Below are 23,766 nucleotides of genomic sequence, written 5' to 3' on the forward strand. Positions count from 1 at the left end.
GCGACCGCCGCGGGCGCGTGCTGCGCGAGCAGCGTGGCCTGCGCGATCAGCACGATCTGCTGCGCGATACGTCGTGCCGATGCCTCGCGCTGTTCGGCTGGCCCGTTCAGCGTCGCGGCGAGCCGCGCGAGCGCCGCGCCCAATGCTGGATGCGCGCGCGCGACGTCCTGCCAGGCGGCGAACAGCGCTTGCGCGGCTTGCGGCTCGCGTTCCATCGCGCGCAGCACGTCGAGGCACATCACGTTGCCCGAGCCTTCCCAGATCGAGTTGACCGGCGCCTCGCGATAGAAGCGCGCCATCGGCCCGGTTTCGACGTAGCCGTTGCCGCCCCACACTTCCATCGCCTCGCCGGTGAATTCGAGCGCGCGCTTGCAGACCCAGTACTTCGCGGCCGGCGTAACGATGCGCCGCCATGCGCGTTCGGCCAATGAAGCCGACGACGCGTCGGCGGATTGCTCGAACGCGCGCGCGAGACGCATGAACAGCACCGTCGCCGCTTCCGATTCGAGCGCGAGATCGGCGAGCACGTTGCGCATCAGCGGCTGCTCGGCGAGGTGCCGGCCGAACGCGCTGCGATGCCGCGCATGATGGATCGCCTGCACGAGCGCGGCGCGCATCAGCGCGGCGCTGCCGATCACGCAGTCGAGCCGCGTGTAGTTCGCCATTTCGATGATGGTCGGCACGCCGCGTCCTTCGTCGCCGATCATCACGCCGTACGCGTCGAGAAATTCGACTTCGCTGCTTGCGTTGGAGCGGTTGCCGAGCTTGTCCTTCAGACGCTGGATCTGCACCGCGTTCTTGCTGCCGTCCGGCGCGAAGCGCGGCACGAAAAAGCACGACAGTCCCTCGTGCGTGTCGGTGCGCGCGAGCACCAGATGCGCGTCGCATTGCGGCGCCGAGAAAAACCACTTATGACCGATGAGCCCGTAGGCGCCGCCGCGCCCGCCGGCACCGTCGAGCGCATGCGCTCGCGTCTGGTTGCTGCGCACGTCGGAGCCGCCCTGTTTCTCGGTCATGCCCATGCCGATCATCATCGAGCGCTTCTGCGTGAGCGGCACGTCGCGCGGATCGTGCTCGCGCGTGTACAACTGCTCGCGCAGTGTCTTGAACAGAGCGGGCTCGCGCTGCAACACCGGAATGCTCGCGAAGGTCATCGTTAGTGGACACAGCGAGCCGGATTCGATCTGCGCATGCATGAAGTAGCCAGCGCAGCGCGCGGCCATCGCGCCACTTCGCGGATCGGAAAACGGCAGCGCGTGCAGTCCTTCGCGACGCAGCAGCGCGAGCAGTTCGTGCCATGCGGGATGAAACTCGAGCGCGTCGATGCGCTCGCCGCGCGGACTATGCGTGACCAGCTCCGGCGTATGGCGGTTGGCGAGCTCGGCGAGCGCGAGCGTCTCGGGCGTCGTCAGCGCCGCGCCGTGTCGCAGCAGCGCCTCGCGATGCCAGCTCGCGCCGTCGCGATCGACGGCCGCGCTTAAGGCGGCGTCACTCCCGAACAGGTTGTAGTCCGCGAGCGCAGGCGCCTGATTCGTCACCTCGTGAGTCTGTCCGAAGCCGTGCCGTTCCATCTGCTGTCTCCGCGTTTTCGCTATTGTGCGCCGCTTTGCCGACGGCATCCGCGATGCGTCTCGACGCATCTGTTCGAGCGCGGCGCGTGATGTTGCATGCGGGGAGAAGGCGCGCGTCGCGCCATGTTTGAAAGCCGCGCACGGCCCACAGACGGCGGCGTGCGCGACTTGCATCATAGGGGCGCGATGCCGCCGGCGTTTAGAGGAATCGTTCTGTCAGTAAGCCGCCGCGGCCCCAAAACGCTCCCTACAATGCGCAGAAAACACACGTAGACAAGTGTGCACGGGACAGGGTCCGCGAGCAACGCGGCCCATCAGGAGGAGCGCATGCAATACGACTACATCATCGTCGGTGCGGGCTCGGGTGGCTGCACGCTCGCAAGCCGTCTCGCGGATAGCTGTCCCGACGCGACCATCGCGCTGGTCGAAGCCGGTCCGCATACCGGGCGCAATCTGCTGGTGAACATGCCGGTCGGCGTCGCGGCCGTGGTGCCGAACCGGCTGAAGACCAACTACGGCTACCTGAGCACGCCGCAGCCGGGGCTCGCCGGTCGCCAGGGCTATCAGCCGCGCGGACGCGGTTTCGGCGGATCGAGCGCGATCAACGCGATGATCTACACGCGCGGCCATCCGCTCGATTACGACGAGTGGGCGCGGCTCGGTTGCGACGGCTGGTCGTGGGCCGAGGTGCTGCCGTATTTCCGCCGCGCCGAAGACAACCAGCGCGGCGCCGATGCATGGCATGGCGAGGCCGGTCCGCTGACGGTGTCGGATCTGCGCTTCAAGAATCCGTTTTCAAAGCGCTTCGTGCAGGCCGCGCTCGAAGCGGGCTACAAGGCGAACGACGATTTCAACGGCGCGGACCAGGAAGGCATCGGCTTCTATCAGGTCACGCAACGCGACGGGCGACGCTGCAGCGTCGCGCGCGCGTATATCTACGACCGGCCGCGCGCGAACCTGCACACGATCGCCGATGCGACCGTGCTGCGCGTCGTGTTCGACGGCAAGCGCGCGAGCGGCGTCGAGATCGCGCGCGCCGGCCGGATCGAAACGCTCGGCGCGCGCGCCGAGGTCGTGCTCGCCGCGGGCGCGTTCAACTCGCCGCAACTACTGATGTGCTCGGGCATCGGGCCGGCCGCGCAGTTGCGCTCGCTCGGCATCGACGTGCTGCACGACGCACCCGAAGTCGGCCAGAACCTGACCGATCACATCGATTTCACGATCAACAAGCGGGTGAGGTCGATCGAGCCGGTCGGTTTCTCGGTGCGCGGCATCGCGCGGATGCTGCCGCAATTCGTCACGTTCATGCGGCACGGGCGCGGCATGCTGTCGAGCAACGTCGCCGAGGCGGGCGGGTTTCTGAAGACCCGGCCGACACTCGAGCGGCCCGATCTGCAATTGCATTTCTGCGCGGCGATCGTCGACGATCACAACCGCCATATGCACTGGGGCCACGGTTATTCGCTGCACGTGTGTGTGCTGCGTCCGCATAGCCGCGGCACCGTGACGCTCGCGAGCGCCGATGCGCGTGTCGCGCCGCTGATCGATCCGCGCTTTCTGAGCGATGCGCGCGATCTCGATCTGCTCGTCGAGGGCGCGAAGATCGCGCGGCGCATTCTCGACGCGCCGTCGCTCGCGCTGCACGGCGGCAAGGAGTTGTACACGCGGCCGGGGCAATCGGACGCTGAACTGCGCCAGACGATCGCCGAGCGTGCGGACACGATCTATCACCCGGTCGCCACCTGCCGGATGGGCGGCGACGCGCGCTCGGTCGTCGATCCGCAATTGCGCGTGCGCGGCGTGACGGGGGTGAGGATCGTCGATGCGTCGGTGATGCCGACCCTCATCGGCGGCAACACCAACTCGCCGACGGTCATGATCGGCGAACGGGCGGCGGAGTTGATCGCGGCAAGCCGGCGACAAGGAGCTGGGCTGTCGGCGCACGTGGCTTGATCGCCGCTGACGACGAGTTCGAGAAACGCGGCGGCGCAGTGCAACCGCCCGCCGCGCTTCATTCATGCGCGGGTAGCTAAGCTTCGTCCGGCGCCGCGATTCCGTTGAAGCCGATTCCCGGTCCGAGCATGAAATCGTCGCTGACGTGCGTCGGCAGTGTTTCGCGCGCGACGTCGAGCCCTGCGCGCGCCGCGTGCGACAGATAGCCGTTGCGGCGCCAGCCGATTGCCATTTCCCACGGTATCTCCGGTTCGACGACCGGGCGGCAGGTGAACTGCGCGGGATCGAGCCGCCGGCACTAGGGCGCGGGCAGCAGCGCGATGCCGACGCCGGCCAGCACCAGTGCCGCCATGAAGTCCCAATGCCCGCTGCGCCCGACGATCGCCGGCGCAAATCCCGCCGCGCGGCACGCGTTCAGCACGACGTCGTTCAACGCGAGGCTCTCGCCGTAAAACACGAACGGCTCGGTGGCGAGCTGCGCGAGCGGCACCTCGTTCAACGCGTCCCAACGCGAGCCGCTGCGCGCGACGAGCCACAGCAACTGGCGCGACATCGGCAGCACGTCGATGTTGTCGGGATCGACCGGCTGCAGCACCCCGCCGAGTTCCAGCTCGCCGTTGATCAGCGCGGCTTCGATCGCGCGCGAGCCCTGCTCGAACAGCTTCAGTTCGATCTTCGGATAGCGCTGGCGGAATGCGGCGATTGCGGGCGTGAAGAGCTCACCGCCCATCGGCGGGATGCCGATGGCGAGTTCGCCGCGCCCGAGCGTGTCGAGATCGTTCAGCTCGGCCTGCAGTTGCGCGTGCGCGGCGAGCACGTCCTGGCCGCGCTGATAGACGATCCGGCCGACGTCGGTCAGCACCATCTGACGGCCGTCGCGCAGCAGCAGCGGCGAGCCGATTTCATCTTCCAGCGACTTGACCATCTTGCTGATGGTCGGCTGCGTGACGAACATCTGCTCGGCGGCGACCGTGAAGCTCTGCTGACGGACCACTTCGACGAAATAGCGCAGCGCGCGGAGTTCCATGATCGTGGCCTCCAGAATTCCAGTTTGGAATGGTCTCGATGATTGTAAGTCATTTTGTTTATGGCGCGGCGCGCTGCATACTGAGTGCCTTCCGAGTCAGCCAGGGAATGCCATGTCCACGCCAGTTTTCGTCCGTTCCGCCCCTCCCGCCGATGGCGGCTCGAGCGGCCGCGCGGATGGCATCGGCCGGGTCGCACGCATCGCCGTGCAAAGCGCCGCGATCGCCGCGCTGTGGATCGGCGCCGATTTCATCGTGCGACGGCTTCATCTGCCGGTGCCGGGCGGCGTGCTCGGCCTCGTCGTGCTGCTCGCGCTGCTGTTTTGCGGCGGCGTCGCGCCGCGCTGGGTCAAGGCCGGCGCGGACTGGCTGCTGTCCGACATGCTGCTGTTCTTTATACCGGCCGCGGTCGCCGCCGTGCAATACGGCGGCCTGTTCCGCGCGGACGGCTGGCGTCTTGCGCTGGTCGTGATCGCCGGCACGCTGATGGTGATGGTCGCGGTGGCGTTCGCCGTCGATCAGGCCGCGCGCGTCGAACGGCGTTTCGCGCTGCGCCGCGTGCGGGTTGCGCGCGAGGCAGGCAGTCTGTCGCGCGAGCGCCGATGAGCCCGCACATTCTCGCTTCGCTGCTGGCCGACGATGCCTCGCGCCTGATCGCGGCAGGCTGCCTCGCGCTGACGATCGCGCTGTATTTCGCGTCGAAGGCGTTGTATGCGCGCGTGCGCTCGCCATGGCTCACGCCGATGCTGACCGTGCCGGCCGCGCTCGTCGCGATCGTCGCGCTCGCGCACATTCCGTATTCGCTGTACTTCGAGGACACGCGCTGGCTGATGTGGCTGCTCGGCCCCGCGACGGTCGCGTTCGCCGTGCCGATCTACGAGTACCGCGCATTGCTGAAGCGTCACTGGATCTCGCTGTCCGTCGGCGTGACGGTGGGCATTCTGGTCGGCGTCGGCGGCTCGCTGGTGCTCGCGAAGCTGCTGCATCTGTCGCCGGAATTGCAGCGCAGCCTGATGACGCGCTCGGTGTCGACGCCGTTCGCGCTCGCCGTATCAGACAGGATTCACGCGCCGAAGGATCTGAGCGCGCTGTTCGTGATCGCGACGGGCGTCTGCGGCATGCTGTTCGGCGAACTCGTGCTCGCGTTCATGCCGCTGCGCACGCGGCTCGCGCGCGGCGCGCTGTTCGGCGCGGCCGCGCATGGCGTCGGTACCGCGAAGGCACGCGAGATCGGCAGCGAGGAGGGCGTCGTGTCCAGCCTGACGATGATGATCGCCGGCGTCGCGATGGTGCTGCTCGCGCCGATGCTGGGCCTGCTGCCGATCTGAAGCGGCGCGCCCACCATCCCGCGCGCGCCGAAGTCATCTCGATTTGCTACAATCGCCGTTCGTCTTCGAGGAGCGTTGCGACGGGTACCGCGAATCCACATTCGCCGGCCGCCCGCCAGGCTCGAAGGCTTCAATCGGCAGCATGGAATGCGCATCACGCGAATCCGTGCGTTGCCTCAAACCGCGCTCACGTCACATTTCTAGTCAATTTCTTAGAAAGGAGGGCGTGATGAACGCCGCAGTCATCGATTCCCAAAAGCAGGATTACGTCGTTGCAGACATGTCGCTCGCCGCGTGGGGCCGCAAGGAACTCACGATCGCCGAGACCGAAATGCCGGGCCTCATGCAGACGCGTGAAGAGTACAAGGCGCAGCAGCCGCTGAAGGGCGCGCGCGTCGCCGGCTCGCTGCACATGACGATCCAGACCGGCGTGCTGATCGAGACGCTGACCGCGCTCGGCGCGGACGTGCGCTGGGCCTCGTGCAACATCTTCTCGACCCAGGACCATGCCGCCGCCGCGATCGCGCAGGCCGGCACGCCGGTGTTCGCGTTCAAGGGCGAGTCGCTCGACGAATACTGGGAGTTCTCGCACCGCATCTTCGAATGGCCGAACGGCGAGTTCGCCAACATGATCCTCGACGACGGCGGCGACGCAACGCTGCTGCTGATCCTCGGCTCGAAGGCCGAGAAGGACCGCTCGGTGATCGCCAAGCCGACCAACGAGGAAGAAGTCGCGCTGTACAAGTCGATCGCCGCGCACCTCGAGGTCGACCCGACGTGGTACTCGAAGCGCCTCGCGGCAATCAAGGGCGTCACCGAAGAAACCACCACCGGCGTGCATCGTCTGTACCAGATGGAAAAGGAAGGCCGTCTGCCGTTCCCGGCCATCAACGTCAACGACTCGGTCACGAAGTCGAAGTTCGACAACCTGTACGGCTGCCGCGAGTCGCTGGTCGACGGCATCAAGCGCGCGACCGACGTGATGATCGCCGGCAAGATCGCGGTCGTGGCCGGTTACGGCGACGTGGGCAAGGGCTGCGCGCAATCGCTGCGCGGTCTGGGCGCGACCGTGTGGGTCACCGAAATCGATCCGATCTGCGCACTGCAAGCGGCGATGGAAGGCTACCGCGTCGTGACGATGGAATACGCGGCGGATAAAGCCGACATCTTCGTGACCGCAACCGGCAACTATCACGTGATCAACCACGATCACATGAAGGCGATGCGTCATAACGCGATCGTCTGCAACATCGGCCACTTCGACTCGGAAATCGACGTCGCGTCGACCCGTCAGTACCAGTGGGAAAACATCAAGCCGCAAGTCGACCACATCATTTTCCCGGACGGCAAGCGCGTGATCCTGCTGGCCGAAGGCCGTCTCGTGAACCTCGGCTGCGCGACGGGCCACCCGTCGTTCGTGATGTCGAACTCGTTCACGAACCAGACGCTCGCGCAGATCGAACTGTTCACGCAGGGCGCGAAGTACGAGAACAAGGTGTACGTGCTGCCGAAGCACCTGGACGAGAAGGTCGCGCGTCTGCATCTGGCGCGCATCGGCGCGAACCTGACCGTGCTGTCCGACGCGCAGGCCGGCTACATCGGCGTCGACAAGAACGGTCCGTTCAAGCCGAACCACTATCGCTACTAAGTAGGCGGCCGCCCGCGGGTTCGAGGCGCGCTTCGCGCGCCGGGCCAAGCGGACGGCGGTGAAAAGTTTGACGGTCTGATCTCGGGGCGGCGCGCAATGCGCCGCTTTGTTCGACAGCGCCGCTTTTCATTTGCTGGACATCTTCCCCGCACAGGTGCTTACAAGGAGTTCTAACATGACCGTGCTGCTGACCTGGCTCATCAACGCGCTCGCGCTGCTGATCATCACCTACATCGTTCCGTCGATCCACATCCGTAGCTTCGGCACCGCGCTGATCGTCGCTATCGTGCTCGGTCTCATCAATGCGGTGATTCGGCCGGTACTGATCCTGCTGACGCTGCCCGTCACGATCCTCACGCTCGGACTCTTCATTCTGGTCGTCAATGCGCTGTGCTTCTGGCTGGCCTCGTCGCTGTTGAAGGGCTTCGAGGTGTCGGGCTTCTGGTCGGCGTTCTTCGGCTCGATCCTGTACAGCATCGTGTCGTGGCTGCTGTCCGCGCTCATTTTCGGCAACCGCAGTCTCGGTTGACCTCATTGACTATGAAACCGATCGAACTCTCATTCGAATTCTTCCCGCCGAAGACGCAGGAAGGCATCGACAAACTGCGCGCGACCCGCGCGCAACTCGTGTCGCTCAAGCCGAAGTTCGTGTCCGTCACGTTCGGCGCCGGCGGCTCGACCCAGCAAGGCACGCTCGATACCGTCATCGACATGGCGAAGGAAGGGCTCGAGGCGGCGCCGCACCTGTCGTGCATCGGCTCGTCGAAGGAAAGCCTGCGCGCGATTCTTAACGAGTACCGCGCGCACGGCATCCGCCATATCGTCGCGCTGCGCGGCGACCTGCCCTCGGGCATGGGCGCGGTCGGCGAGCTGCGCTATGCGTCGGAGCTCGTCAGTTTCATCCGCGCCGAGTTCGGCGACTGGTTCTGGATCGAGGTGGCGGGCTACCCGGAATACCATCCGCAGTCGCGCTCGCCGCGTCACGATCTGGAGAATTTCGCGCGCAAGGTGAAGGCTGGCGCGAACTCGGCGATCACGCAGTACTTCTTCAACGCGGACGCATACTTCCGTTTCGTCGACGATGCGCGCCAGCTCGGCGTCGACGTGCCGATCGTGCCCGGCATCATGCCGATCACGAACTTCTCGCAGCTGATGCGCTTCTCCGAAATGTGCGGCGCCGAAGTGCCGCGCTGGATCGCGCGCCGGCTCGAGAGCTTCGGCGACGACCGCGAGTCGATCCGCGCGTTCGGGCTCGACGTGGTGACGGATCTGTGTCAACGGCTCGTCGACGCGAACGTGCCCGGCCTGCACTTCTATACGCTGAACGCGGCCACGTCGACCAAGGCGATCTGCGAACGGCTCGCCGTGTAACGGCCATGCCCGCGCGGCTGCAACGGCCGCGCGGTCCCCGTCAGGCTGGCGTGGGTCTCGAATTTGTCCCAAATAGCGTGGTAAGTCCCTGTTGAAGCTCATTTTTGGGCTGTCTATCATCGAAAAGCAGCTACCCCGGCTGCTGTGCGGAGGACGATATGACAGTGACAAGAATGACTGCGGCACACCGACTGTTTGCGCTTCACCAGTTCTGCCTGCCGGCTCTCGCCGCGCTCGCGGTCGCCACGAGCGGCCTCGCGCCCGCCGCGTCGCAGGCGGCCACGCTGCCCGACAAGACGCTGATTTTCTGCTCCGAAGGCAGCCCGGCGGGCTTCGATACCGCGCAATACACGACCAGTGTCGAGTTCAGCGCCGGCTCGTACACGGTCTACAACCGGCTCGTCGAGTTTGCGCATGGCAGCACGGACATCGAGCCGGGACTCGCCGAAAAGTGGGACGTGTCGGCCGACGGCCTCACCTATACGTTCCATCTGCGCCGCGGCGTCAAATTCCAGACCACGTCGTATTTCAAGCCGACCCGCGAATTCAACGCGGACGACGTCGTGTTCACCTACGAGCGCATGCTCGATCCCGAGAATCCGTTCCGCAAGGCGTATCCGGTCAATTTCCCGTACTTCAACGATCTCGGTCTCGCGAAGAACATCGCCAAGATCGAGAAGGTCGATCCGTACACGGTGCGCTTCACGTTGAAGGAAGTCGACGCGCCGTTCCTGCAGCAGATCGCGATGCCGTTCGCCTCGATCCTGTCGGCTGAATACACGGATCAGCTGCTGAAGGCGGGCAAGGCGTCGGATATCAACCAGTACCCGGTCGGCACCGGTCCGTTCATCTTCCGCAGTTATACGAAGGATGACACGATCCGCTTCGACGGCAATCCCGACTACTGGAAGCCGGGCGTCGCGAAGGTCGGCAAGCTGATCTTCGCGATCACCGTCGATCCGGCCGTGCGCCTGCAAAAGCTGAAGCGGGGCGAATGCCAGGTGATGTCGTATCCGCGGCCGGCCGACATCGCGACCGTGAAGGCCGATGGGTCGCTCGCGATGCCGAGCGAAGTGGGCTTCAACCTCGGCTATATCGCATACAACACCACCAAAAAGCCGCTCGACAACGTGCTCGTGCGCCGCGCGCTCGACATGTCGGTCAACAAGAAGGCGATCATCGAAGCGGTCTACCAGGGGGCGGGCCAGCTCGCGACCAACCCGATGCCGCCGACGCAATGGGGCTACGACAAAAGCCTGAAGGACGCGCCGTACGACGTCGACAAGGCGAAAGCGCTGCTGAAGGAGGCGGGCTTCCCCGACGGCTTCGAGCTGACGCTGTGGGCGATGCCGGTGCAGCGCCCGTATAACCCGAACGCGCGCCTGATGGCCGAAATGCTGCAGTCGGACTGGGCGAAGATCGGCGTCAAGGTGAATATCGCCACGTACGAGTGGGGCGAGTACATCCGCCGCGCGCACGCTGGCGAGCATCAGGCGATGCTGATCGGCTGGACCGGTGACTATGGCGACCCCGACAACTGGCTCGGCGTGTTGCTCGGCTGCGACGCGGTCAACGGCAGCAACTTCTCGAAGTGGTGCTACAAACCTTACGACGATCTGATCAAGCAGGGCCGCAGCACCACCAAGATGCCCGATCGGCTGAAGGCCTACACCCAGGCTCAGGAAATCTTCAAGGACCAGGTGCCGTTCACGCCGATCGCGCATTCGACCGTGTATCAGCCGATCAGCAAGAACGTGACGGGCTTCAAGATCGATCCGTTCGGACCGACGCAATTCCTGGAGGTCGGGGTGAAGTAAGCGGACGCGGCGCGCTTTTTGCGCCGCTTTCGTCGCCGGGCGGCTCGAACGGGCCGTCCGGCCCGCGACAGTACCGCGGCAAAACGTTTGCATGAAGTGTTTCCTATCGTCAACAGAGGGATTTTGCTCCGCTTGGTGGCCGGCCCAAGCTCAAGTAATATCCCGCTACGCCGGCGCAAGCCGGCCCTGAACCTGGAGGAAACATGAAGCAAAACAATCTGTTGCGCGTCGCGCGTGTGTCTACGCTCGTCGCAGCCGCAGCGGCATCCCTGCTTGGCGTCACGAGCGCGCAGGCCGCTGGGATTCCGAACAAAACCCTCGTCTACTGCTCGGAAGGCAGTCCCGCGGGTTTCGATCCGGCCCAATACACGACGGGCGTCGACTTCACGGCCAACACGTTCACCGTCTATAACCGCCTCGTTGAATTCGAGCGCGGCGGCACCAAGGTCGAACCCGGCCTCGCCGAGAAGTGGGACGTGTCGCCCGATGGCAAGACCTACACGTTCCATCTGCGTCATGGCGTGAAGTTCCAGACCACCTCGTTCTTCAAGCCGACGCGCGAATTCAACGCGGACGACGTGGTGTTCTCGTTCCAGCGCATGCTCGACCCGAACCAGCCGTTCCGCAAGGCGTATCCGGTGCAGTTCCCGTACTTCACCGACATGGGCCTCGACAAGCTGATCACGAGCGTCGAGAAAGTCGACCCGTACACGGTCAAGTTCACGCTGAAGGAAGTCAACGCGCCGTTCATCCAGAATCTGGCGATGGAATACGCGTCGATCCTGTCGGCCGAATATGCGGATCAGCTGCTCAAGGCAGGCAAGGCCGCCGATATCAATCAGTTCCCGGTCGGCACCGGTCCGTTCATCTTCCGCAGCTACACGAAGGACGCGACGATCCGCTTCGACGGCAATCCCGAATACTGGAAGCCGAACGCGGTGAAGATCTCGAAGCTGATCTTCTCGATCACGCCGGACGCCGGCGTGCGCGTGCAGAAGATCAAGCGCGACGAATGCCAGGTGATGAGCTATCCGCGTCCGGCCGACATCGCGCCGCTGAAAGCCGAGCCGAACATCGACATGCCGTCGCAGCCCGGCTTCAACCTCGGCTACCTCGCGTACAACGTGACGCACAAGCCGGTCGACAAGCTCGAAGTGCGTCAGGCGCTCGACATGGCGATCAACAAGAAGGCGATCATCGACTCGGTCTACCAGGGCGCGGGCCAGCTCGCGACGAACCCGATGCCGCCGACCCAATGGTCGTTCGTCAAGAATCTGCCGGCAGCATCGTACGATTCGGCCAAGGCGAAGGATCTGCTGGCGAAGGCCGGCTACCCGAACGGCTTCGACATCACGCTGTGGGCGATGCCGGTGCAGCGCGCGTACAACCCGAACGCTCGTCTGATGGCGGAAATGATCCAGGCGGACTGGGCGAAGATCGGCGTGAAGGCGAAGATCGTCACGTACGAATGGGGTGAGTACATCAAGCGCGCGCACGCGGGCGAACACGACTCGATGCTGATCGGCTGGACCGGCGACAACGGTGATCCGGACAACTGGCTCGGCACGCTGCTCGGCTGCGAGGCGATCAACGGCAACAACTTCTCGAAGTGGTGCTACAAGCCGTTCGACGATCTGATCCAGAAGGGCCGCACGACTGCGGACGTGGCAACGCGCACGAAGATCTACGGCGACGCTCAGCACATCTTCGCGCAGCAACTGCCGTTCTCGCCGATCGCGCACTCGACCGTCTATCAGCCGGTCAGCAAGAAGGTGATCGACATGCGCATCGAACCGCTCGGCTATGCGCGCTTCGACGGCGTCAGCATCAAGTAATTCGTAAAGTTCGCACAGTACGCCGCAGTAGAGTACGCTTTCGCACGGTTAGAAAACTGGTCGAAATGGTCCGGCGACCGGGGTCACGAGCCCTCGTCGCCGGTTGCGTTTTTTCATCACCAGTACCATAGGAGCGAACCATGTTCCGCTTCGTTTTGCGCCGCATCGGCATGGTGATACCGACGTTCATCGGCATCACGATCCTTGCGTTCGCGCTGATTCACCTGATCCCGGGCGACCCCATCGAAGTGATGATGGGCGAGCGCGGCGTCGATCCGGCCATGCATGCGGCCGCGATGCACCGCCTCGGGCTCGACGAGCCCTTGCCGATCCAGTACTTCCACTACATCGTCCGTGCGTTGCACGGCAACCTCGGCACTTCGATCATCACCAACACCAGCGTGATGGGCGAATTCCTCGCACGCTTTCCCGCCACCGTCGAACTGTCGATCTGCGCAATGCTGTTCGCGCTGATCGTCGGCCTGCCGGCGGGCGTGTTCGCGGCACTGAGGCGCGGCACGGTGGTCGATCACGGCGTGATGGGCACCGCGCTGACCGGCTACTCGATGCCGATCTTCTGGTGGGGCTTGATCCTCATCATGGTGTTCTCGGTCAAGCTCGGCTTGACGCCAGTGTCGGGCCGCATCGCAGTCGAATACGACATTCCGCACGTGACCGGCTTCATGCTGATCGACTCGCTGATGTCCACCGACGAAGGCGCGTTCAAGTCCGCGTTGAGCCATCTGATCCTGCCCGCGATCGTGCTCGGCACGATTCCGCTCGCGGTGGTCGCGCGCATGACGCGCTCGTCGATGCTCGAAGTGCTGCGCGAGGACTACATCCGCACCGCGCGCGCGAAGGGGCTGTCGCCGGGACGCGTGATCGTCGTGCATGCGCTGCGCAATGCGCTGATTCCGGTCGTTACGGTGATCGGTTTGCAGGTCGGCACACTGCTTGCCGGCGCGGTGCTGACCGAAACGCTGTTTTCATGGCCGGGCATCGGCAAGTGGCTGATCGATGCGATCGGCCGGCGCGATTATCCGGTCGTGCAGGGCGGTATCCTGCTGATCGCGACGCTGGTGATCGTCGTGAACCTCGTCGTCGATCTGTTGTACGGCGTGCTCAACCCGCGCATTCGCCATACGAGGTAATCACGACCATGGCTGACATTCAAAACACCGTCCCCCAAGCGGTCACCCCACCGAGCGGCCGCGCCATCGCGGCGCGCGAATTCTGGGCGAACTTCTCGCGCAACCGCGGCGCGGTCGGCGCGGGCATCATCGTGCTGGTGCTGATCTTCATCGCGATCTTCGCGCCGCTGATCGCGCCGCACAGCCCGATCGAGCAGTATCGCGACTCCGTGAAGATTCCACCCGCGTGGCTCGACGGCGGCAACTGGAAGTTCATTCTCGGCACCGACGAAGCGGGCCGCGACATCCTCTCGCGTCTGATGTACGGCGCGCGGCTGTCGTTCTGGATCGGCTTCGTGTCGGTCGTGCTCGCGCTGATTCCGGGCATCGTGCTCGGCCTCATCGCCGCGTTCTTCGAGAAATGGGCCGACACGCCGATCATGCGCATCATGGACGTCCTGCTCGCGCTGCCGTCGCTGCTGCTCGCGGTCGCGGTGGTCGCGATCATCGGTCCGGGTCTCGTCAACACGATGCTCGCGATCGCGATCGTCGCGCTGCCGGGCTATGTGCGTCTGACGCGCGCGTCCGCGCAAGGCGAATTGCAGAAGGAGTATGTGACCGCTTCGCGGGTCGCGGGTGCGAGCACGTTGCGGCTGATGTTCTCGCAGGTGCTGCCGAACTGCACCGCGCCGCTGATCGTGCAGGCCACTCTCGGCTTTTCGTCGGCGATTCTCGATGCCGCCGCGCTCGGCTTTCTCGGCCTCGGCGTGCAGCCGCCGTCGGCGGAGTGGGGCGCGATGCTTGCGTCGGCGCGCGATTACATCGACAGTGCATGGTGGATCGTCACGATGCCTGGCCTGTCCATCCTGATCTCGGTGCTTGCGATCAACCTGCTCGGCGACGGGCTGCGTGACGCGCTCGACCCCAAACTGAAACGGATGGCCTGAACATGAGTAATCTACTGACCATCCGCAATCTCGCGGTCAACTTCGGCGGCTTGCCCGCGGTCGACCGCATCAATCTTGACGTCGCGCCGGGCGAAGTGCTCGGCGTGGTCGGCGAATCGGGCTCGGGCAAGAGCGTGACGATGATGGCGCTGATGGGCCTGATCGACGCGCCCGGCAAGGTCACGGCCGACGAAATCACGTTCGACGGCAAGAATCTGCTGAACGCCTCCGCGAAGGAACGCCGCAAGATCATCGGCAAGGACATCGCGATGGTGTTCCAGGACGCGCTGACGAGCCTGAATCCGAGCTACACGGTCGGCTATCAGATCAAGGAAGTGCTGAAGCTGCACGAAGGCTTGCGCGGCAGCGCGCTCGACAAGCGCGCGCTCGAACTGCTCGACCAGGTCGGCATTCCCGATGCGAAGAACCGCATCGGCGCGTTTCCGCATCAGATGTCGGGCGGCATGAACCAGCGCGTGATGATCGCGATGGCGATCGCCTGCAACCCGAAGCTGCTGATCGCCGACGAGCCGACCACCGCGCTCGACGTGACGATCCAGGCGCAGATCATGGAACTGCTGATGCGCCTGCAGAAGGAACGCGGCATGGCGCTCGTGCTGATTTCGCACGATCTGGCCGTGGTGTCCGAGGTCGCGCAGCGCGTCGCCGTGATGTATGCGGGCGAGGTGATCGAGACGAACAAGGTGCCCGACATCTTCGCCGCGCCTCATCATCCGTACACGGAAGCGCTGCTGGCCGCGATTCCCGAGCACAACGTGGGCGCGGTGCGGCTCGCGGCGCTGCCGGGCATGGTGCCGGGCCGCGACGACCGGCCCAAGGGCTGCCTGTTCGCGCCGCGCTGCAAATACGTGGTCGACGACTGCATGAAGGCGCGGCCCGCGCTCGCTGCGCTGCCCGCTCACGCCGATTTCACGCGCGTGCGCTGCATCAAGCCGCTGAACCTCGAGAAGGACGCCAACGTTCACACGCAAGGAGGCGCCCGATGAGCGCAGCACCCGAAATCCGTCGTCAGCCGGATCGTCCTGGCGATCACGTGCTCGTCGCCGACCAGCTCGCGCGCTACTACACAGTCAAACGCGGCATGTTCGCGCACGGCACGGTGAAGGCGCTGAACGGCGTGTCGTTCGCGCTCGAACGCGGCAAGACGCTGGCGGTAGTCGGCGAGTCCGGCTGCGGCAAGTCGACGCTCGCGCGTCAGCTGACGATGATCGAAACGCCGAGCGCGGGCCGCCTGCTGATCGATGGCGAAGACGTGGCCGGGGCGAATCACGAGAAGATTGCGGCGCTCAGGCGGCGCGTGCAGATGGTGTTCCAGAACCCGTTTGCGTCGCTCAATCCGCGCAAGACCGTCGAGCAGACGCTCGGCGAGCCGCTCGCGATCAACACGCAGATGAGCGCGACCGAGCGCGCCGAGCGCATCGCGCAGATGATGCGCACGGTCGGCTTGCGGCCCGAGCACGCGAAGCGCTATCCGCACATGTTCTCCGGCGGCCAGCGTCAGCGGGTCGCGATCGCGCGCGCGATGATCCTCGATCCGCAGATCGTTGTGGCCGACGAACCGGTGTCCGCGCTCGACGTGTCGATCCAGGCACAGATCCTGAACCTGTTCATGGACCTGCAGGATGAGTTCAAAACGAGCTACGTGTTCATCTCGCACAACCTGTCGGTGGTGGAGCATATCGCCGATGACGTGATGGTCATGTACTTCGGCGGCGTCGCCGAGCTCGGCGACAAGAAGCGCATCTTCTCGAAGCCGCGCCATCCGTACACGCGCGCGCTGATGTCGGCGACCCCGTCGATCTTCGAGGCGGACCGCACGATCAAGATCAAGCTGCAAGGCGAAATGCCGTCGCCGCTGAATCCGCCGTCGGGCTGCACGTTCCATCAGCGCTGTCCGTACGTGATCGACCGCTGCCGCAGCGAGGTGCCGAAGCTGCGTGAAGTGGATGGGCGCCTCGTCTCGTGTCACCGCGCCGAAGAGGTGGGGGACGTGGATGCCTGATGGGGTGGCGGCGCGTCGTCTTGCGCGCCGCTTGTGTGAGGGCGGCGGGATAGCCGCCTTCGCGCGGCGCCGCGGGGCGCGTGCGCCGGGAGGCGCCGCGCCCTGCGGCGCATTTGCTGGAAGCTTCGTCAGCGAGTTTTTTCGCACGTTTTTCTGCGCGTTTGTCGATGCGCTCGCGCGCGCATTGTTCTCCATATTTCTTCCCGCGTCGCTGTCCGCTTTTTTGCGCGTAGGCTGCGCGCTGTCGGTCGGCGCGGCCGTGCCCGGCATCGCTGACGCGGCCGGCGCAGCGGCCAATACGCCAGCCCCCGCGGCCCAGGCGGCCCGGCCGGCGGTCACGGTGCCAGCCACGCCACCGCCGTCGATTGCGCCGCCCCCGGTACCTGGCACCACCGCGAGCGGACCGGTGCGTCAGCAACCGGCGCGAATGCCGTTCTATGTCGCGACGCGCGGCAATATCACCATTTATGTGCTCGGCACGCTGCACGTCGGCGATCCGGCCGATTATCCGGCGGCGCAGCCGTTCCGCGCGCCGATCCTCGCGGCGCTCGCCGCGTCGCCGACACTCGCGCTCGAACTGTCGCCCGACGAACTGCTGGTGTCGCAGGACGACGTCTCCAGGTACGGCGTGTGCAGGCACGACTGCCTGCCGGGCCTGCTGCCCGAGCCGTTGTGGCACAAGCTCGCGCTGCGGCTGCGCGGCAACCCGGCCGCGCTCGATGCGATCAAGAAGATGCGGCCATGGCTTGCGTCGCTGGTGGTCGAGACCTACGACTCGCTGTCAGCGGGTCTGCAAACTGAGTACGGTACCGAAGCGCAATTGCAGAACGTGTATCTGAAGACGCGCGGCAAGATCGTCGGACTCGAAACGCTCGCACAGCAGATGCGTTCGTTCACCGGACTGTCGGCCGCGCAGCAGCGTGAGATGCTCGCACAGGACCTGGTGCAGACGCCGGCGCAGAACGTCCAGGACGTGCGCACGCTGCATCGGCTATGGCAGGTCGGCGATGCCGACGCGATCGCCGCGTGGCAGGCCGCCAAATCTGAGAAGCTCGCGCGCGATCCCCGCATCTCCGATTCGATCGACAACCGGATCGTCGACGAGCGCAATCGCCGCTTCGTCGCGAAGATGCTGCAGCTCGCCGCACCGAACAAGCCGCTGTTCGTCGCGATCGGCGCGCTCCATCTGGGTGGACCGAAGGGCGTGCTGCAGCTGTTGCGGCAGCACGGCTTCGTGGTGGAGGCGGGGTGAGCGGCGCAAGACCGCTCGCGTCTTTTCACGCGCCGCTTGTCTGAGCGACGCGCTTGTCAGCAGCGCTACAGAAACATCAAAAAGTTCAACAGAAAAATATTGATCACCAGCAGCGTCAACGCGGTCGGAATCTGCGCCTTGATCACCGCATTCTTGTCGGGTAATTCGAGCAGCGCGACCGGCACCATGTTGAAGTTTGCGGCCATCGGCGTCATCAGCGTGCCGCAGTAGCCGGAGAACATGCCGATCGCGGCCATCACGGCCGGGTTGCCGTGGAACACGCCGACGAGGATCGGCACGCCGACGCCGCCCGTCATCACCGGAAACGCGGCGAAGCCGTTGCCCATCACCATCGTGAACAGCGCCATGCCGATGCAGTACACGGCCACCGCGACGAAGCGGTAGTCGAGGCTGATATACGACGTCGTCACGTGCGCGACCGCCTTGCCGACGCCCGCGTCCGAGAACACGAGGCCGAGCATGCCGAGCATCTGCGGCAGCACCGCCGCCCACGACAGCGCATCGACGAGGCGGCGCGCTTCCTTCATCGACTGACCGACCGTGTCGCGTGTAATCACACAGGCGATCGCGAGCGCGATCACGCAGCCGAGACCGAAGCCGATCAGCGTGACGTTGGCCTTCTCGATCAACGGCACACCGCCGAACACAAGATGACTTGCCGCCAACGTGATGATCACGGTGACGATCGGAATCGTCAGCGCGGGCACGAACAGCCTGTTGCGCAGACGCGCGGCGCTCGCTTGACGCGCTTCGAGCGACAGCGTCTTCGGCTTGCCCGCGGTGACGCCGCCGAAGCCCGCGATCAGCGCCATCGCGATCACCGCGACGCCGACCACGGCCGGCGGCAGGCGGTCGCCGATCAGGAAGATCAGCGCGTAAAGAATCCAGAAGCCGCCCGCGGTGAAGCGGCGCGGATGCTGGCGGTCCATAACGATCATGCCGCCGACGATCAGCAGCACGATGCCGAGCAACCAGAACAGATAGGTGATCGTGAAGGTCATGCTTCGTCTCCGGTAGCACGCGTGCCCGACGACGGCGTCGATGTGGCAGTCGCTTTCGCGCTCGAGGTACCGTCCGGCACCTTGCCGCGCAATTCACGCTCGAGCCGCCGGTCGAGCAGCCAGAGCCGGAAGCCATGCACGATGAACGCGCTGATCGCGGTCGGAATGCCCCACACCGCCACGTGAATCGGCTCGACGACGATGCCCGCTTCCTTCAGGAAGGTCGTCATCAGCACGATCGCGCCGAACGCGACGAAGATGTCCTCACCGAAAAAGAGCCCGACGTTGTCGGTTGCGGCCGAGAACGCGCGCAGCCGGAAGCGCACCGCGTCGCTGATCTTGCCGAACCGGTTCTCGGTCGCGCCCTCGGCCATCGGCGCGATCAGCGGACGCACCATCTGCGGATGGCCGCCGAGCCCGGTCAGGCCGACCGCGGCGGTCAGCTCGCGCACGGCCAGATAGACGATCAACAGACGCCCGGCGGTCGCCGCCTTGATGCCGCTGATCCACGCCTGCGCACGCTCGCGCAGGCCGTGTCGTTCGAGCAGGCCGATCACCGCGAGCGGCAGCAGGATGATCAGTGGGATATTGCGTGTCTTGATGAAGCCGGTGCCGATCAGAGCGAGGATTTTCTCCGGCGGGAAATGCGCGGCGAAACCGGTGATGATCGCGGCCACGGCGACGATCAGCATCGGATTGAAGCGCAACAGAAAGCCAACGATGATGACGGCCACACCGATGAGCGGCCATAAACTGACGGTTGTCTGCATCAGGGTCTCCAAAGAGGTAATTCAACTTCGCCGCGGGTGGCGGCTGACGTGAACCGGTGCATGCGGCCCCATGCGCCGGCGTGCTGCCGCGGCTCTGCGGCCGCGTCGAACTCTCTTCACCTACCCCGCGGATGCGCGTGCGTCGGCATCGGCGGGTTTGCAGCGGGCATCACCGCGCGCGGTGTGCACGGTGGCGATGCGAACGCTCAGACGCGTGCGACGCCCGCCGGGTGCACTTCGATGCCGGCCTCGGCGAGCGCGTCCCGAATGCGTCGCGCGAACGCGAGCGCGTGCGGGCCGTCGCCGTGCAGGCAGATGGTTTGCGCCTTCAACGGCACCCACTGTCCGTCGACGGCCTTCACGCGTTGCTCGCGGATCATCGTAAGCGTGCGCGCGAGCACTTCGTCCTCGTCCTCGAGCAGCGCGCCCGGCTCCTTGCGCGGCACCAGCGAGCCGTCGGCGCGATAGCCGCGGTCGGCGAACACTTCCTCGATCGCGGTCAGGCCCGCGTTGCGCGCGGCGCTGACGAGCCCGCTGTTGGCGAGCGCGAACACCGCCACCGACGGATCGAAGTCGTGCACCGCGGAGACGATCGCGTCGGCGATCTTCGCGTCGCGCGCGGCCTGGTTGTACAGCGCGCCGTGCGGCTTCACGTGCGCGATGCGTCCGCCCTCGGCCTGCGCGATCGCCGACAGCGCGCCGAGCTGATACAGCACGCCCGCGTAGATCTCGCCCGCCGGCAAATCCATTTCCTTGCGGCCGAAATTCTCGGGATCGTTGAAGCTCGGATGCGCGCCGATCGACACGCCTTTCTGCACGGCCCAGCGCACGCAATCGCGCATCGCGTTGGGTCCGCCCGCATGCCAGCCGCATGCGATGTTGGCCGAGCTCACGAGGTCGAGCAGCGCCTCGTCGGAGCCGCAGCCTTCGCCGAGATCGGCGTTCAGATCGATTTCCATGGGGATTCCTTTATTCACCGTTACAGCGCCGCGAGCGCCGCCTGGCGCGTGCAACGCTCTTCATGCATCGCGATCGCGGCATCGATCTGCCGCAGATACGTGCGTTCTTCCAGTAAAGCCTGGCGCGCCTCATAGGGCGTCGTCGGGATGAAACGGACCGCCGCGTTCAGGCGAACCTGCGCGAGCTTCCACAGATCGGCCTGGATCACTGCGCCGATCTTCGGATAGCCGCCGGTGGTCTGCGCGTCGCTCATTAGCACGATCGGCTGACCGTTCGGCGGCACCTGGATCGTGCCGGGCAGCACCGCGTGCGACAGCAGATCGGTCTTGTGCGTGCGTTTGAGTTCCGTGCCGGCGAGCCGGTAGCCCATGCGGTTGCTGTTCGGCGTGACGAGCCACTCGTCGGACCAGAACGACTGCTGCGCATCCGTGGTGAAGCTGTCGTATTCGGGGCCGCGCAGCACGCGGATCGGAACCGCCCACGGCACGCCGGACGGATGTCGCCCGCGCCGCAGCGGCTCGGGGACCAGCACGAACTTGCACCATGTGGGCGCCTTCACGCCGAACGCGGGCGCCTCCGGCGCGAAGCCGAGTTGGCCGCGCTGCGGCGGCGCGCCGACCGGCAGACGGTCGCCATCGTTGAGCGCGCGGCCGCCGAGTCCGCCGAAACGGCCGGCGAGGTCGGTGCTGCGCGAGCCGAGCATCGGCAGCACGTCGATGCCGCCCGCCACGCACACATACCCGCGCATGCCGCGCTTCGCCGCGTTCAGCACGAGCTCCTGGCCGGCCTGCACGGGCAGGCTCCACCATGAATAGACCGGCTTGCCGTCGAGCGTCGAGCCGAAGTCGGGGCCGGCGATCGCCACGCGGGTTGCGCGCAGAAAGCGCAGCACGGTCGGTCCGAAGGTGATTTCGAGGCCGGCAGCATCGGGGCGATTGCCGACCAGCCGGTTGCCGACTTCGAGCGACAACCGGTCGAGCGCACCACCCATCGCGACACCGAGATGCCGGTAGCCGTGGCGGCCGAGGTCCTGAATCGTGGTCTGGAGACCCGCGCGGATCACGTCGATCATGCGTGCATCCCCGCGATCGTGAAGCGCACCCGGTCGCCGGGCTGCAGCAGGGTGGGCGGGCGGCGCGCCGGGTCGAACAGCGCCACTTCGGTGCGGCCGATCAGCTGCCAGCCGCCCGGCGACACCGCCGGATAGATGCCGGTCTGCTCGCCGCCGATGCCGACCGAGCCCGCCGGCACTTCGAGCCGCGGCGACGCGCGGCGCGGCGTGTGCAGCGTGGGATCGAGCCCACCCATATAGGCGAAGCCGGGCTGAAAGCCGAGAAAGAACACCACGTAGGCGCCGCCCGCATGACGCTCGACGACCTCGCGCGCGCTCAAGCCCGTATGTTCGGCGACCGCCTGGAGATCGGGGCCGAATGCGCCGCCGTACTGCACCGGAATTTCGACGTCGCGTGTGGGCGCGGCGGTTTCTTCCGCTGCGTTCCAGGCCGTCAGCAACTGCTCGCCGAGCGCGTCGGCGTCGGTTGCGAGCGGGTCGAACACGAGCGTCAGATTGTTCATGCCGGGCACGACCTCGAGCACCTGCGGCCAGTCGCGCGCGGCTTCAGCGGCGGCCCACACGCGCTGCTGGCACTCCAGCGTGGCCGGCGGGGGCGCTTCGCAGACGAGCGCGGTATCGCCGAGCGGAAAGATTCGTGGTTGGCTCATGAGTGGGCGGCCCGGATCGAGTCGGAAAATGAGCCGGACAGCGCGGCACGTTGGCGCATGTCCGGCATGGAGTCGGCAACGTTTCGAGCGTACATTATCAATAAAATATTGACGATTTATCAATAAGCGTTTTGCCAGGCTCGTCGGCGACGGGGCATCGTCGTACACTTGCGACACTTTTCCATCCCAATTCGTCACGGGAACCTCGTATGACGCGTCATCCCACCAAGATCGTTTCGTCGGAACACCTCGTCTCCGAGAGCAGCGCGGAGCTGTCCGAACTCGAATACGCGCTGATCATGGCGGGCAATGCGTTCAACCGCTGGATGGTGCGCTGCATGTCGGCGGCCGGCGACAAGGACATGACCGCGATCGAGGTGTCGCTGCTGCACCACGTGAGCCATCGCGAGCGCCGCAAGAAGCTCGCGGACATCTGCTTCGTGCTGAACATCGAAGACACGCACGTCGCGACTTACGCGTTGAAAAAGCTCGTAGCTAGAGGGTACGTAAAAAGCGAAAAGACCGGCAAGGAAGTGTTTTTTTCCGCAACCGACGCGGGCCGCGAGCTATGCCTGAAGTATCGCGAGGTGCGCGAGAACTGCCTGATCTCGACGCTCAAGGAAAGCGGCCTGACCAACCAGCAGATCGGCGAGGCCGCGCAGTTGATGCGCAATGCGTCGGGGCTGTACGACACGGCGGCGCGCGCGGCCGCTTCGCTGTAACGACGAAATAGCGCGAAAACGCCGAGCGTCACACGGCGCGCATCGCGAGTTCAGTCCGGCAGCGCCGGATGAAACCCCGCTTCGGTCACGATCAGATCGAGCGGAATGTCGTGCGCCTCGCGTTCCAGCGTGTCGGTGCGGCACGCTTCGTACGCGATGCCGACCGTGATCGGCTTGTGCGCGGTCGGCCAGGCGGCCAGCGTGCGGTCGTAATAGCCGCCGCCATAGCCGAGGCGATAGCCGTCCGAGTCGAAACCCACGCAGGGCACGAACAGCAGCTCGGGCAGCACGACGCGCCCCGAAGTGGGCTCGGCAATCCTGTGATGACCGATTTTCATCGGCGTCGCGGGCGTCCACGCATGGAATTCGAGTGCCATGCCACGTTCTTTAATGATTGGCAGACTGGCTTCGTGATGCGAATCCGCGGCGAGCCAGATCCCAATCGCGCCGCGCGCGTCGAACTCGCCGGCGAGCGGCCAGTAGAATCCGGCGCTGCGTACCGCATAGTGCTTCAGCGCGTCGAGCATTCGACGCCCGAGCGCGGCATTCTTCGACGGCTCGGAAGCCGCTTGCAGACGGCTTTCCAGCAACATCCGGCGCAGCGCCTTTTTGGTTGCGGGGACAGGGTTGCATGCTATGCTTGGGTCCAATTCGCGCTCCAGAAACAACG

21 protein-coding genes, 1 pseudogene and 1 riboswitch are annotated in these 23,766 nt (G+C 65.5%); of the genes and pseudogenes, 14 read left to right on the forward strand and 8 right to left on the reverse strand.

Features of this window, described 5'->3' with window-relative positions:
- Nucleotides 1-1,571 (reverse strand): isovaleryl-CoA dehydrogenase (locus tag AB3X89_RS28965; protein ID WP_368586346.1); only part of this gene is annotated, 1,571 nt, incomplete at its 3' end.
- A 327-nt stretch (nucleotides 1,572-1,898) separates the two neighbouring features.
- Between AB3X89_RS28965 and AB3X89_RS28970 the strand changes: the two genes are divergently transcribed.
- The gene (locus AB3X89_RS28970) at nucleotides 1,899-3,524 is read left to right on the forward strand and encodes a GMC family oxidoreductase (protein WP_368586347.1); all 1,626 of its coding nucleotides are present in this window, start codon (nucleotides 1,899-1,901) and stop codon (nucleotides 3,522-3,524) included.
- A 76-nt stretch (nucleotides 3,525-3,600) separates the two neighbouring features.
- Here AB3X89_RS28970 and AB3X89_RS28975 read toward each other — a convergent pair.
- Nucleotides 3,601-4,551: pseudogene (locus AB3X89_RS28975) on the reverse strand (LysR substrate-binding domain-containing protein).
- Between the two features lie 112 nt (nucleotides 4,552-4,663).
- On the opposite strand from AB3X89_RS28975, the gene AB3X89_RS28980 reads away from it, so the two are divergent.
- The 12 genes from AB3X89_RS28980 (at nucleotide 4,664) to AB3X89_RS29035 (ending at nucleotide 17,900) form a co-directional block, all read left to right on the forward strand.
- Nucleotides 4,664-5,155 (forward strand): CidA/LrgA family protein, encoded by a 492-nt coding sequence (locus AB3X89_RS28980; RefSeq protein ID WP_368586348.1) that lies wholly within the window; start codon nucleotides 4,664-4,666, stop codon nucleotides 5,153-5,155.
- Nucleotides 5,152-5,877 carry an LrgB family protein gene (locus AB3X89_RS28985; protein ID WP_368586349.1) on the forward strand — a complete coding sequence of 242 codons (726 nt, stop codon included), beginning with the start codon at nucleotides 5,152-5,154 and terminating at the stop codon, nucleotides 5,875-5,877. Before AB3X89_RS28980 ends, AB3X89_RS28985 begins: the two co-directional genes overlap by 4 nt.
- A gap of 61 nt (nucleotides 5,878-5,938) precedes the next feature.
- Nucleotides 5,939-6,073, forward strand: a riboswitch (S-adenosyl-L-homocysteine riboswitch).
- A 33-nt stretch (nucleotides 6,074-6,106) separates the two neighbouring features.
- Nucleotides 6,107-7,525 (forward strand): adenosylhomocysteinase, encoded by a 1,419-nt coding sequence (ahcY, locus tag AB3X89_RS28990; protein ID WP_368586350.1) that lies wholly within the window; start codon nucleotides 6,107-6,109, stop codon nucleotides 7,523-7,525.
- Between the two features lie 175 nt (nucleotides 7,526-7,700).
- Nucleotides 7,701-8,054 carry a phage holin family protein gene (locus tag AB3X89_RS28995; protein WP_018432546.1) on the forward strand — a complete coding sequence of 118 codons (354 nt, stop codon included), beginning with the start codon at nucleotides 7,701-7,703 and terminating at the stop codon, nucleotides 8,052-8,054.
- Between the two features lie 11 nt (nucleotides 8,055-8,065).
- On the forward strand, nucleotides 8,066-8,896 hold the full coding sequence (gene metF, locus AB3X89_RS29000; protein ID WP_368586351.1) for a methylenetetrahydrofolate reductase [NAD(P)H]: 831 nt from the start codon (nucleotides 8,066-8,068) through the stop codon (nucleotides 8,894-8,896).
- A gap of 173 nt (nucleotides 8,897-9,069) precedes the next feature.
- Entirely contained in the window at nucleotides 9,070-10,713 is a 1,644-nt protein-coding gene (locus AB3X89_RS29005) for an ABC transporter substrate-binding protein (RefSeq protein WP_368586395.1), read from the forward strand.
- A 203-nt stretch (nucleotides 10,714-10,916) separates the two neighbouring features.
- Entirely contained in the window at nucleotides 10,917-12,548 is a 1,632-nt protein-coding gene (locus AB3X89_RS29010; protein ID WP_368586352.1) for an ABC transporter substrate-binding protein, read from the forward strand.
- Nucleotides 12,549-12,688: 140 nt separating this feature from the next.
- The gene (locus AB3X89_RS29015) at nucleotides 12,689-13,699 is read left to right on the forward strand and encodes an ABC transporter permease subunit (RefSeq protein ID WP_013090824.1); all 1,011 of its coding nucleotides are present in this window, start codon (nucleotides 12,689-12,691) and stop codon (nucleotides 13,697-13,699) included.
- An 8-nt stretch (nucleotides 13,700-13,707) separates the two neighbouring features.
- On the forward strand, nucleotides 13,708-14,625 hold the full coding sequence (locus AB3X89_RS29020) for an ABC transporter permease subunit (protein ID WP_176124541.1): 918 nt from the start codon (nucleotides 13,708-13,710) through the stop codon (nucleotides 14,623-14,625).
- Between the two features lie 2 nt (nucleotides 14,626-14,627).
- Complete coding sequence (locus AB3X89_RS29025) at nucleotides 14,628-15,632, forward strand: ABC transporter ATP-binding protein (RefSeq protein ID WP_368586353.1); 1,005 nt, start codon at nucleotides 14,628-14,630, stop codon at nucleotides 15,630-15,632.
- Nucleotides 15,629-16,648, forward strand: a complete 1,020-nt coding sequence (locus AB3X89_RS29030; RefSeq protein WP_368586354.1) for a peptide ABC transporter ATP-binding protein — start codon at nucleotides 15,629-15,631, stop codon at nucleotides 16,646-16,648. The genes AB3X89_RS29025 and AB3X89_RS29030 overlap by 4 nt, the downstream gene beginning before the upstream one ends.
- Nucleotides 16,641-17,900, forward strand: coding sequence for a TraB/GumN family protein (locus tag AB3X89_RS29035; RefSeq protein ID WP_368586355.1), 1,260 nt, complete (start codon nucleotides 16,641-16,643; stop codon nucleotides 17,898-17,900). Before AB3X89_RS29030 ends, AB3X89_RS29035 begins: the two co-directional genes overlap by 8 nt.
- A gap of 65 nt (nucleotides 17,901-17,965) precedes the next feature.
- On the opposite strand, the gene AB3X89_RS29040 is transcribed toward AB3X89_RS29035, so the two are convergent.
- The 5 genes from AB3X89_RS29040 to pxpB all read right to left on the reverse strand — a co-directional run bounded on the left by AB3X89_RS29040 (nucleotide 17,966) and on the right by pxpB (nucleotide 22,374).
- Nucleotides 17,966-18,922: a DUF979 domain-containing protein gene (locus AB3X89_RS29040; protein ID WP_368586356.1), complete on the reverse strand. Its 957-nt coding sequence runs from the start codon at nucleotides 18,920-18,922 to the stop codon at nucleotides 17,966-17,968.
- The gene (locus AB3X89_RS29045; RefSeq protein WP_368586357.1) at nucleotides 18,919-19,692 is read right to left on the reverse strand and encodes a DUF969 domain-containing protein; all 774 of its coding nucleotides are present in this window, start codon (nucleotides 19,690-19,692) and stop codon (nucleotides 18,919-18,921) included. Before AB3X89_RS29045 ends, AB3X89_RS29040 begins: the two co-directional genes overlap by 4 nt.
- A gap of 206 nt (nucleotides 19,693-19,898) precedes the next feature.
- Nucleotides 19,899-20,651, reverse strand: coding sequence for a 5-oxoprolinase subunit PxpA (gene pxpA, locus AB3X89_RS29050; protein ID WP_368586358.1), 753 nt, complete (start codon nucleotides 20,649-20,651; stop codon nucleotides 19,899-19,901).
- Nucleotides 20,652-20,671: 20 nt separating this feature from the next.
- Nucleotides 20,672-21,724: a biotin-dependent carboxyltransferase family protein gene (locus AB3X89_RS29055; RefSeq protein WP_368586359.1), complete on the reverse strand. Its 1,053-nt coding sequence runs from the start codon at nucleotides 21,722-21,724 to the stop codon at nucleotides 20,672-20,674.
- Entirely contained in the window at nucleotides 21,721-22,374 is a 654-nt protein-coding gene (pxpB, locus tag AB3X89_RS29060; RefSeq protein WP_368586360.1) for a 5-oxoprolinase subunit PxpB, read from the reverse strand. The genes AB3X89_RS29055 and pxpB overlap by 4 nt, the downstream gene beginning before the upstream one ends.
- A 209-nt stretch (nucleotides 22,375-22,583) precedes the next feature.
- Between pxpB and AB3X89_RS29065 the strand changes: the two genes are divergently transcribed.
- On the forward strand, nucleotides 22,584-23,096 hold the full coding sequence (locus AB3X89_RS29065) for a winged helix DNA-binding protein (protein ID WP_018418717.1): 513 nt from the start codon (nucleotides 22,584-22,586) through the stop codon (nucleotides 23,094-23,096).
- Between the two features lie 50 nt (nucleotides 23,097-23,146).
- Here AB3X89_RS29065 and AB3X89_RS29070 read toward each other — a convergent pair whose 3' ends face one another.
- Nucleotides 23,147-23,689, reverse strand: coding sequence for a 5-formyltetrahydrofolate cyclo-ligase (locus AB3X89_RS29070; protein ID WP_368586361.1), 543 nt, complete (start codon nucleotides 23,687-23,689; stop codon nucleotides 23,147-23,149).
- Nucleotides 23,690-23,766 lie beyond the last annotated feature (77 nt).

The sequence above is a fragment of the Paraburkholderia sp. BR14320 genome, from assembly GCF_040948665.1.
Lineage (GTDB): Bacteria > Pseudomonadota > Gammaproteobacteria > Burkholderiales > Burkholderiaceae > Paraburkholderia > Paraburkholderia youngii.

Excerpts from the sequence above, each read along its gene's own strand:
- AB3X89_RS28970 (WP_368586347.1), top strand. The coding sequence starts at position 1,899 with ATGCAATACGACTACATCATCGTCGGTGCGGGCTCGGGTGGCTGCACG.
- AB3X89_RS28980 (WP_368586348.1), top strand. The coding sequence starts at position 4,664 with ATGTCCACGCCAGTTTTCGTCCGTTCCGCCCCTCCCGCCGATGGCGGC.
- AB3X89_RS28985 (WP_368586349.1), top strand. The coding sequence starts at position 5,152 with ATGAGCCCGCACATTCTCGCTTCGCTGCTGGCCGACGATGCCTCGCGC.
- ahcY (WP_368586350.1), top strand. The coding sequence starts at position 6,107 with ATGAACGCCGCAGTCATCGATTCCCAAAAGCAGGATTACGTCGTTGCA.
- AB3X89_RS28995 (WP_018432546.1), top strand. The coding sequence starts at position 7,701 with ATGACCGTGCTGCTGACCTGGCTCATCAACGCGCTCGCGCTGCTGATC.
- metF (WP_368586351.1), top strand. The coding sequence starts at position 8,066 with ATGAAACCGATCGAACTCTCATTCGAATTCTTCCCGCCGAAGACGCAG.
- AB3X89_RS29005 (WP_368586395.1), top strand. The coding sequence starts at position 9,070 with ATGACTGCGGCACACCGACTGTTTGCGCTTCACCAGTTCTGCCTGCCG.
- AB3X89_RS29010 (WP_368586352.1), top strand. The coding sequence starts at position 10,917 with ATGAAGCAAAACAATCTGTTGCGCGTCGCGCGTGTGTCTACGCTCGTC.
- AB3X89_RS29015 (WP_013090824.1), top strand. The coding sequence starts at position 12,689 with ATGTTCCGCTTCGTTTTGCGCCGCATCGGCATGGTGATACCGACGTTC.
- AB3X89_RS29020 (WP_176124541.1), top strand. The coding sequence starts at position 13,708 with ATGGCTGACATTCAAAACACCGTCCCCCAAGCGGTCACCCCACCGAGC.
- AB3X89_RS29025 (WP_368586353.1), top strand. The coding sequence starts at position 14,628 with ATGAGTAATCTACTGACCATCCGCAATCTCGCGGTCAACTTCGGCGGC.
- AB3X89_RS29030 (WP_368586354.1), top strand. The coding sequence starts at position 15,629 with ATGAGCGCAGCACCCGAAATCCGTCGTCAGCCGGATCGTCCTGGCGAT.
- AB3X89_RS29035 (WP_368586355.1), top strand. The coding sequence starts at position 16,641 with ATGCCTGATGGGGTGGCGGCGCGTCGTCTTGCGCGCCGCTTGTGTGAG.
- AB3X89_RS29040 (WP_368586356.1), bottom strand. The coding sequence starts at position 18,922 with ATGACCTTCACGATCACCTATCTGTTCTGGTTGCTCGGCATCGTGCTG.
- AB3X89_RS29045 (WP_368586357.1), bottom strand. The coding sequence starts at position 19,692 with ATGCAGACAACCGTCAGTTTATGGCCGCTCATCGGTGTGGCCGTCATC.
- pxpA (WP_368586358.1), bottom strand. The coding sequence starts at position 20,651 with ATGGAAATCGATCTGAACGCCGATCTCGGCGAAGGCTGCGGCTCCGAC.
- AB3X89_RS29055 (WP_368586359.1), bottom strand. The coding sequence starts at position 21,724 with ATGATCGACGTGATCCGCGCGGGTCTCCAGACCACGATTCAGGACCTC.
- pxpB (WP_368586360.1), bottom strand. The coding sequence starts at position 22,374 with ATGAGCCAACCACGAATCTTTCCGCTCGGCGATACCGCGCTCGTCTGC.
- AB3X89_RS29065 (WP_018418717.1), top strand. The coding sequence starts at position 22,584 with ATGACGCGTCATCCCACCAAGATCGTTTCGTCGGAACACCTCGTCTCC.
- AB3X89_RS29070 (WP_368586361.1), bottom strand. The coding sequence starts at position 23,689 with ATGTTGCTGGAAAGCCGTCTGCAAGCGGCTTCCGAGCCGTCGAAGAAT.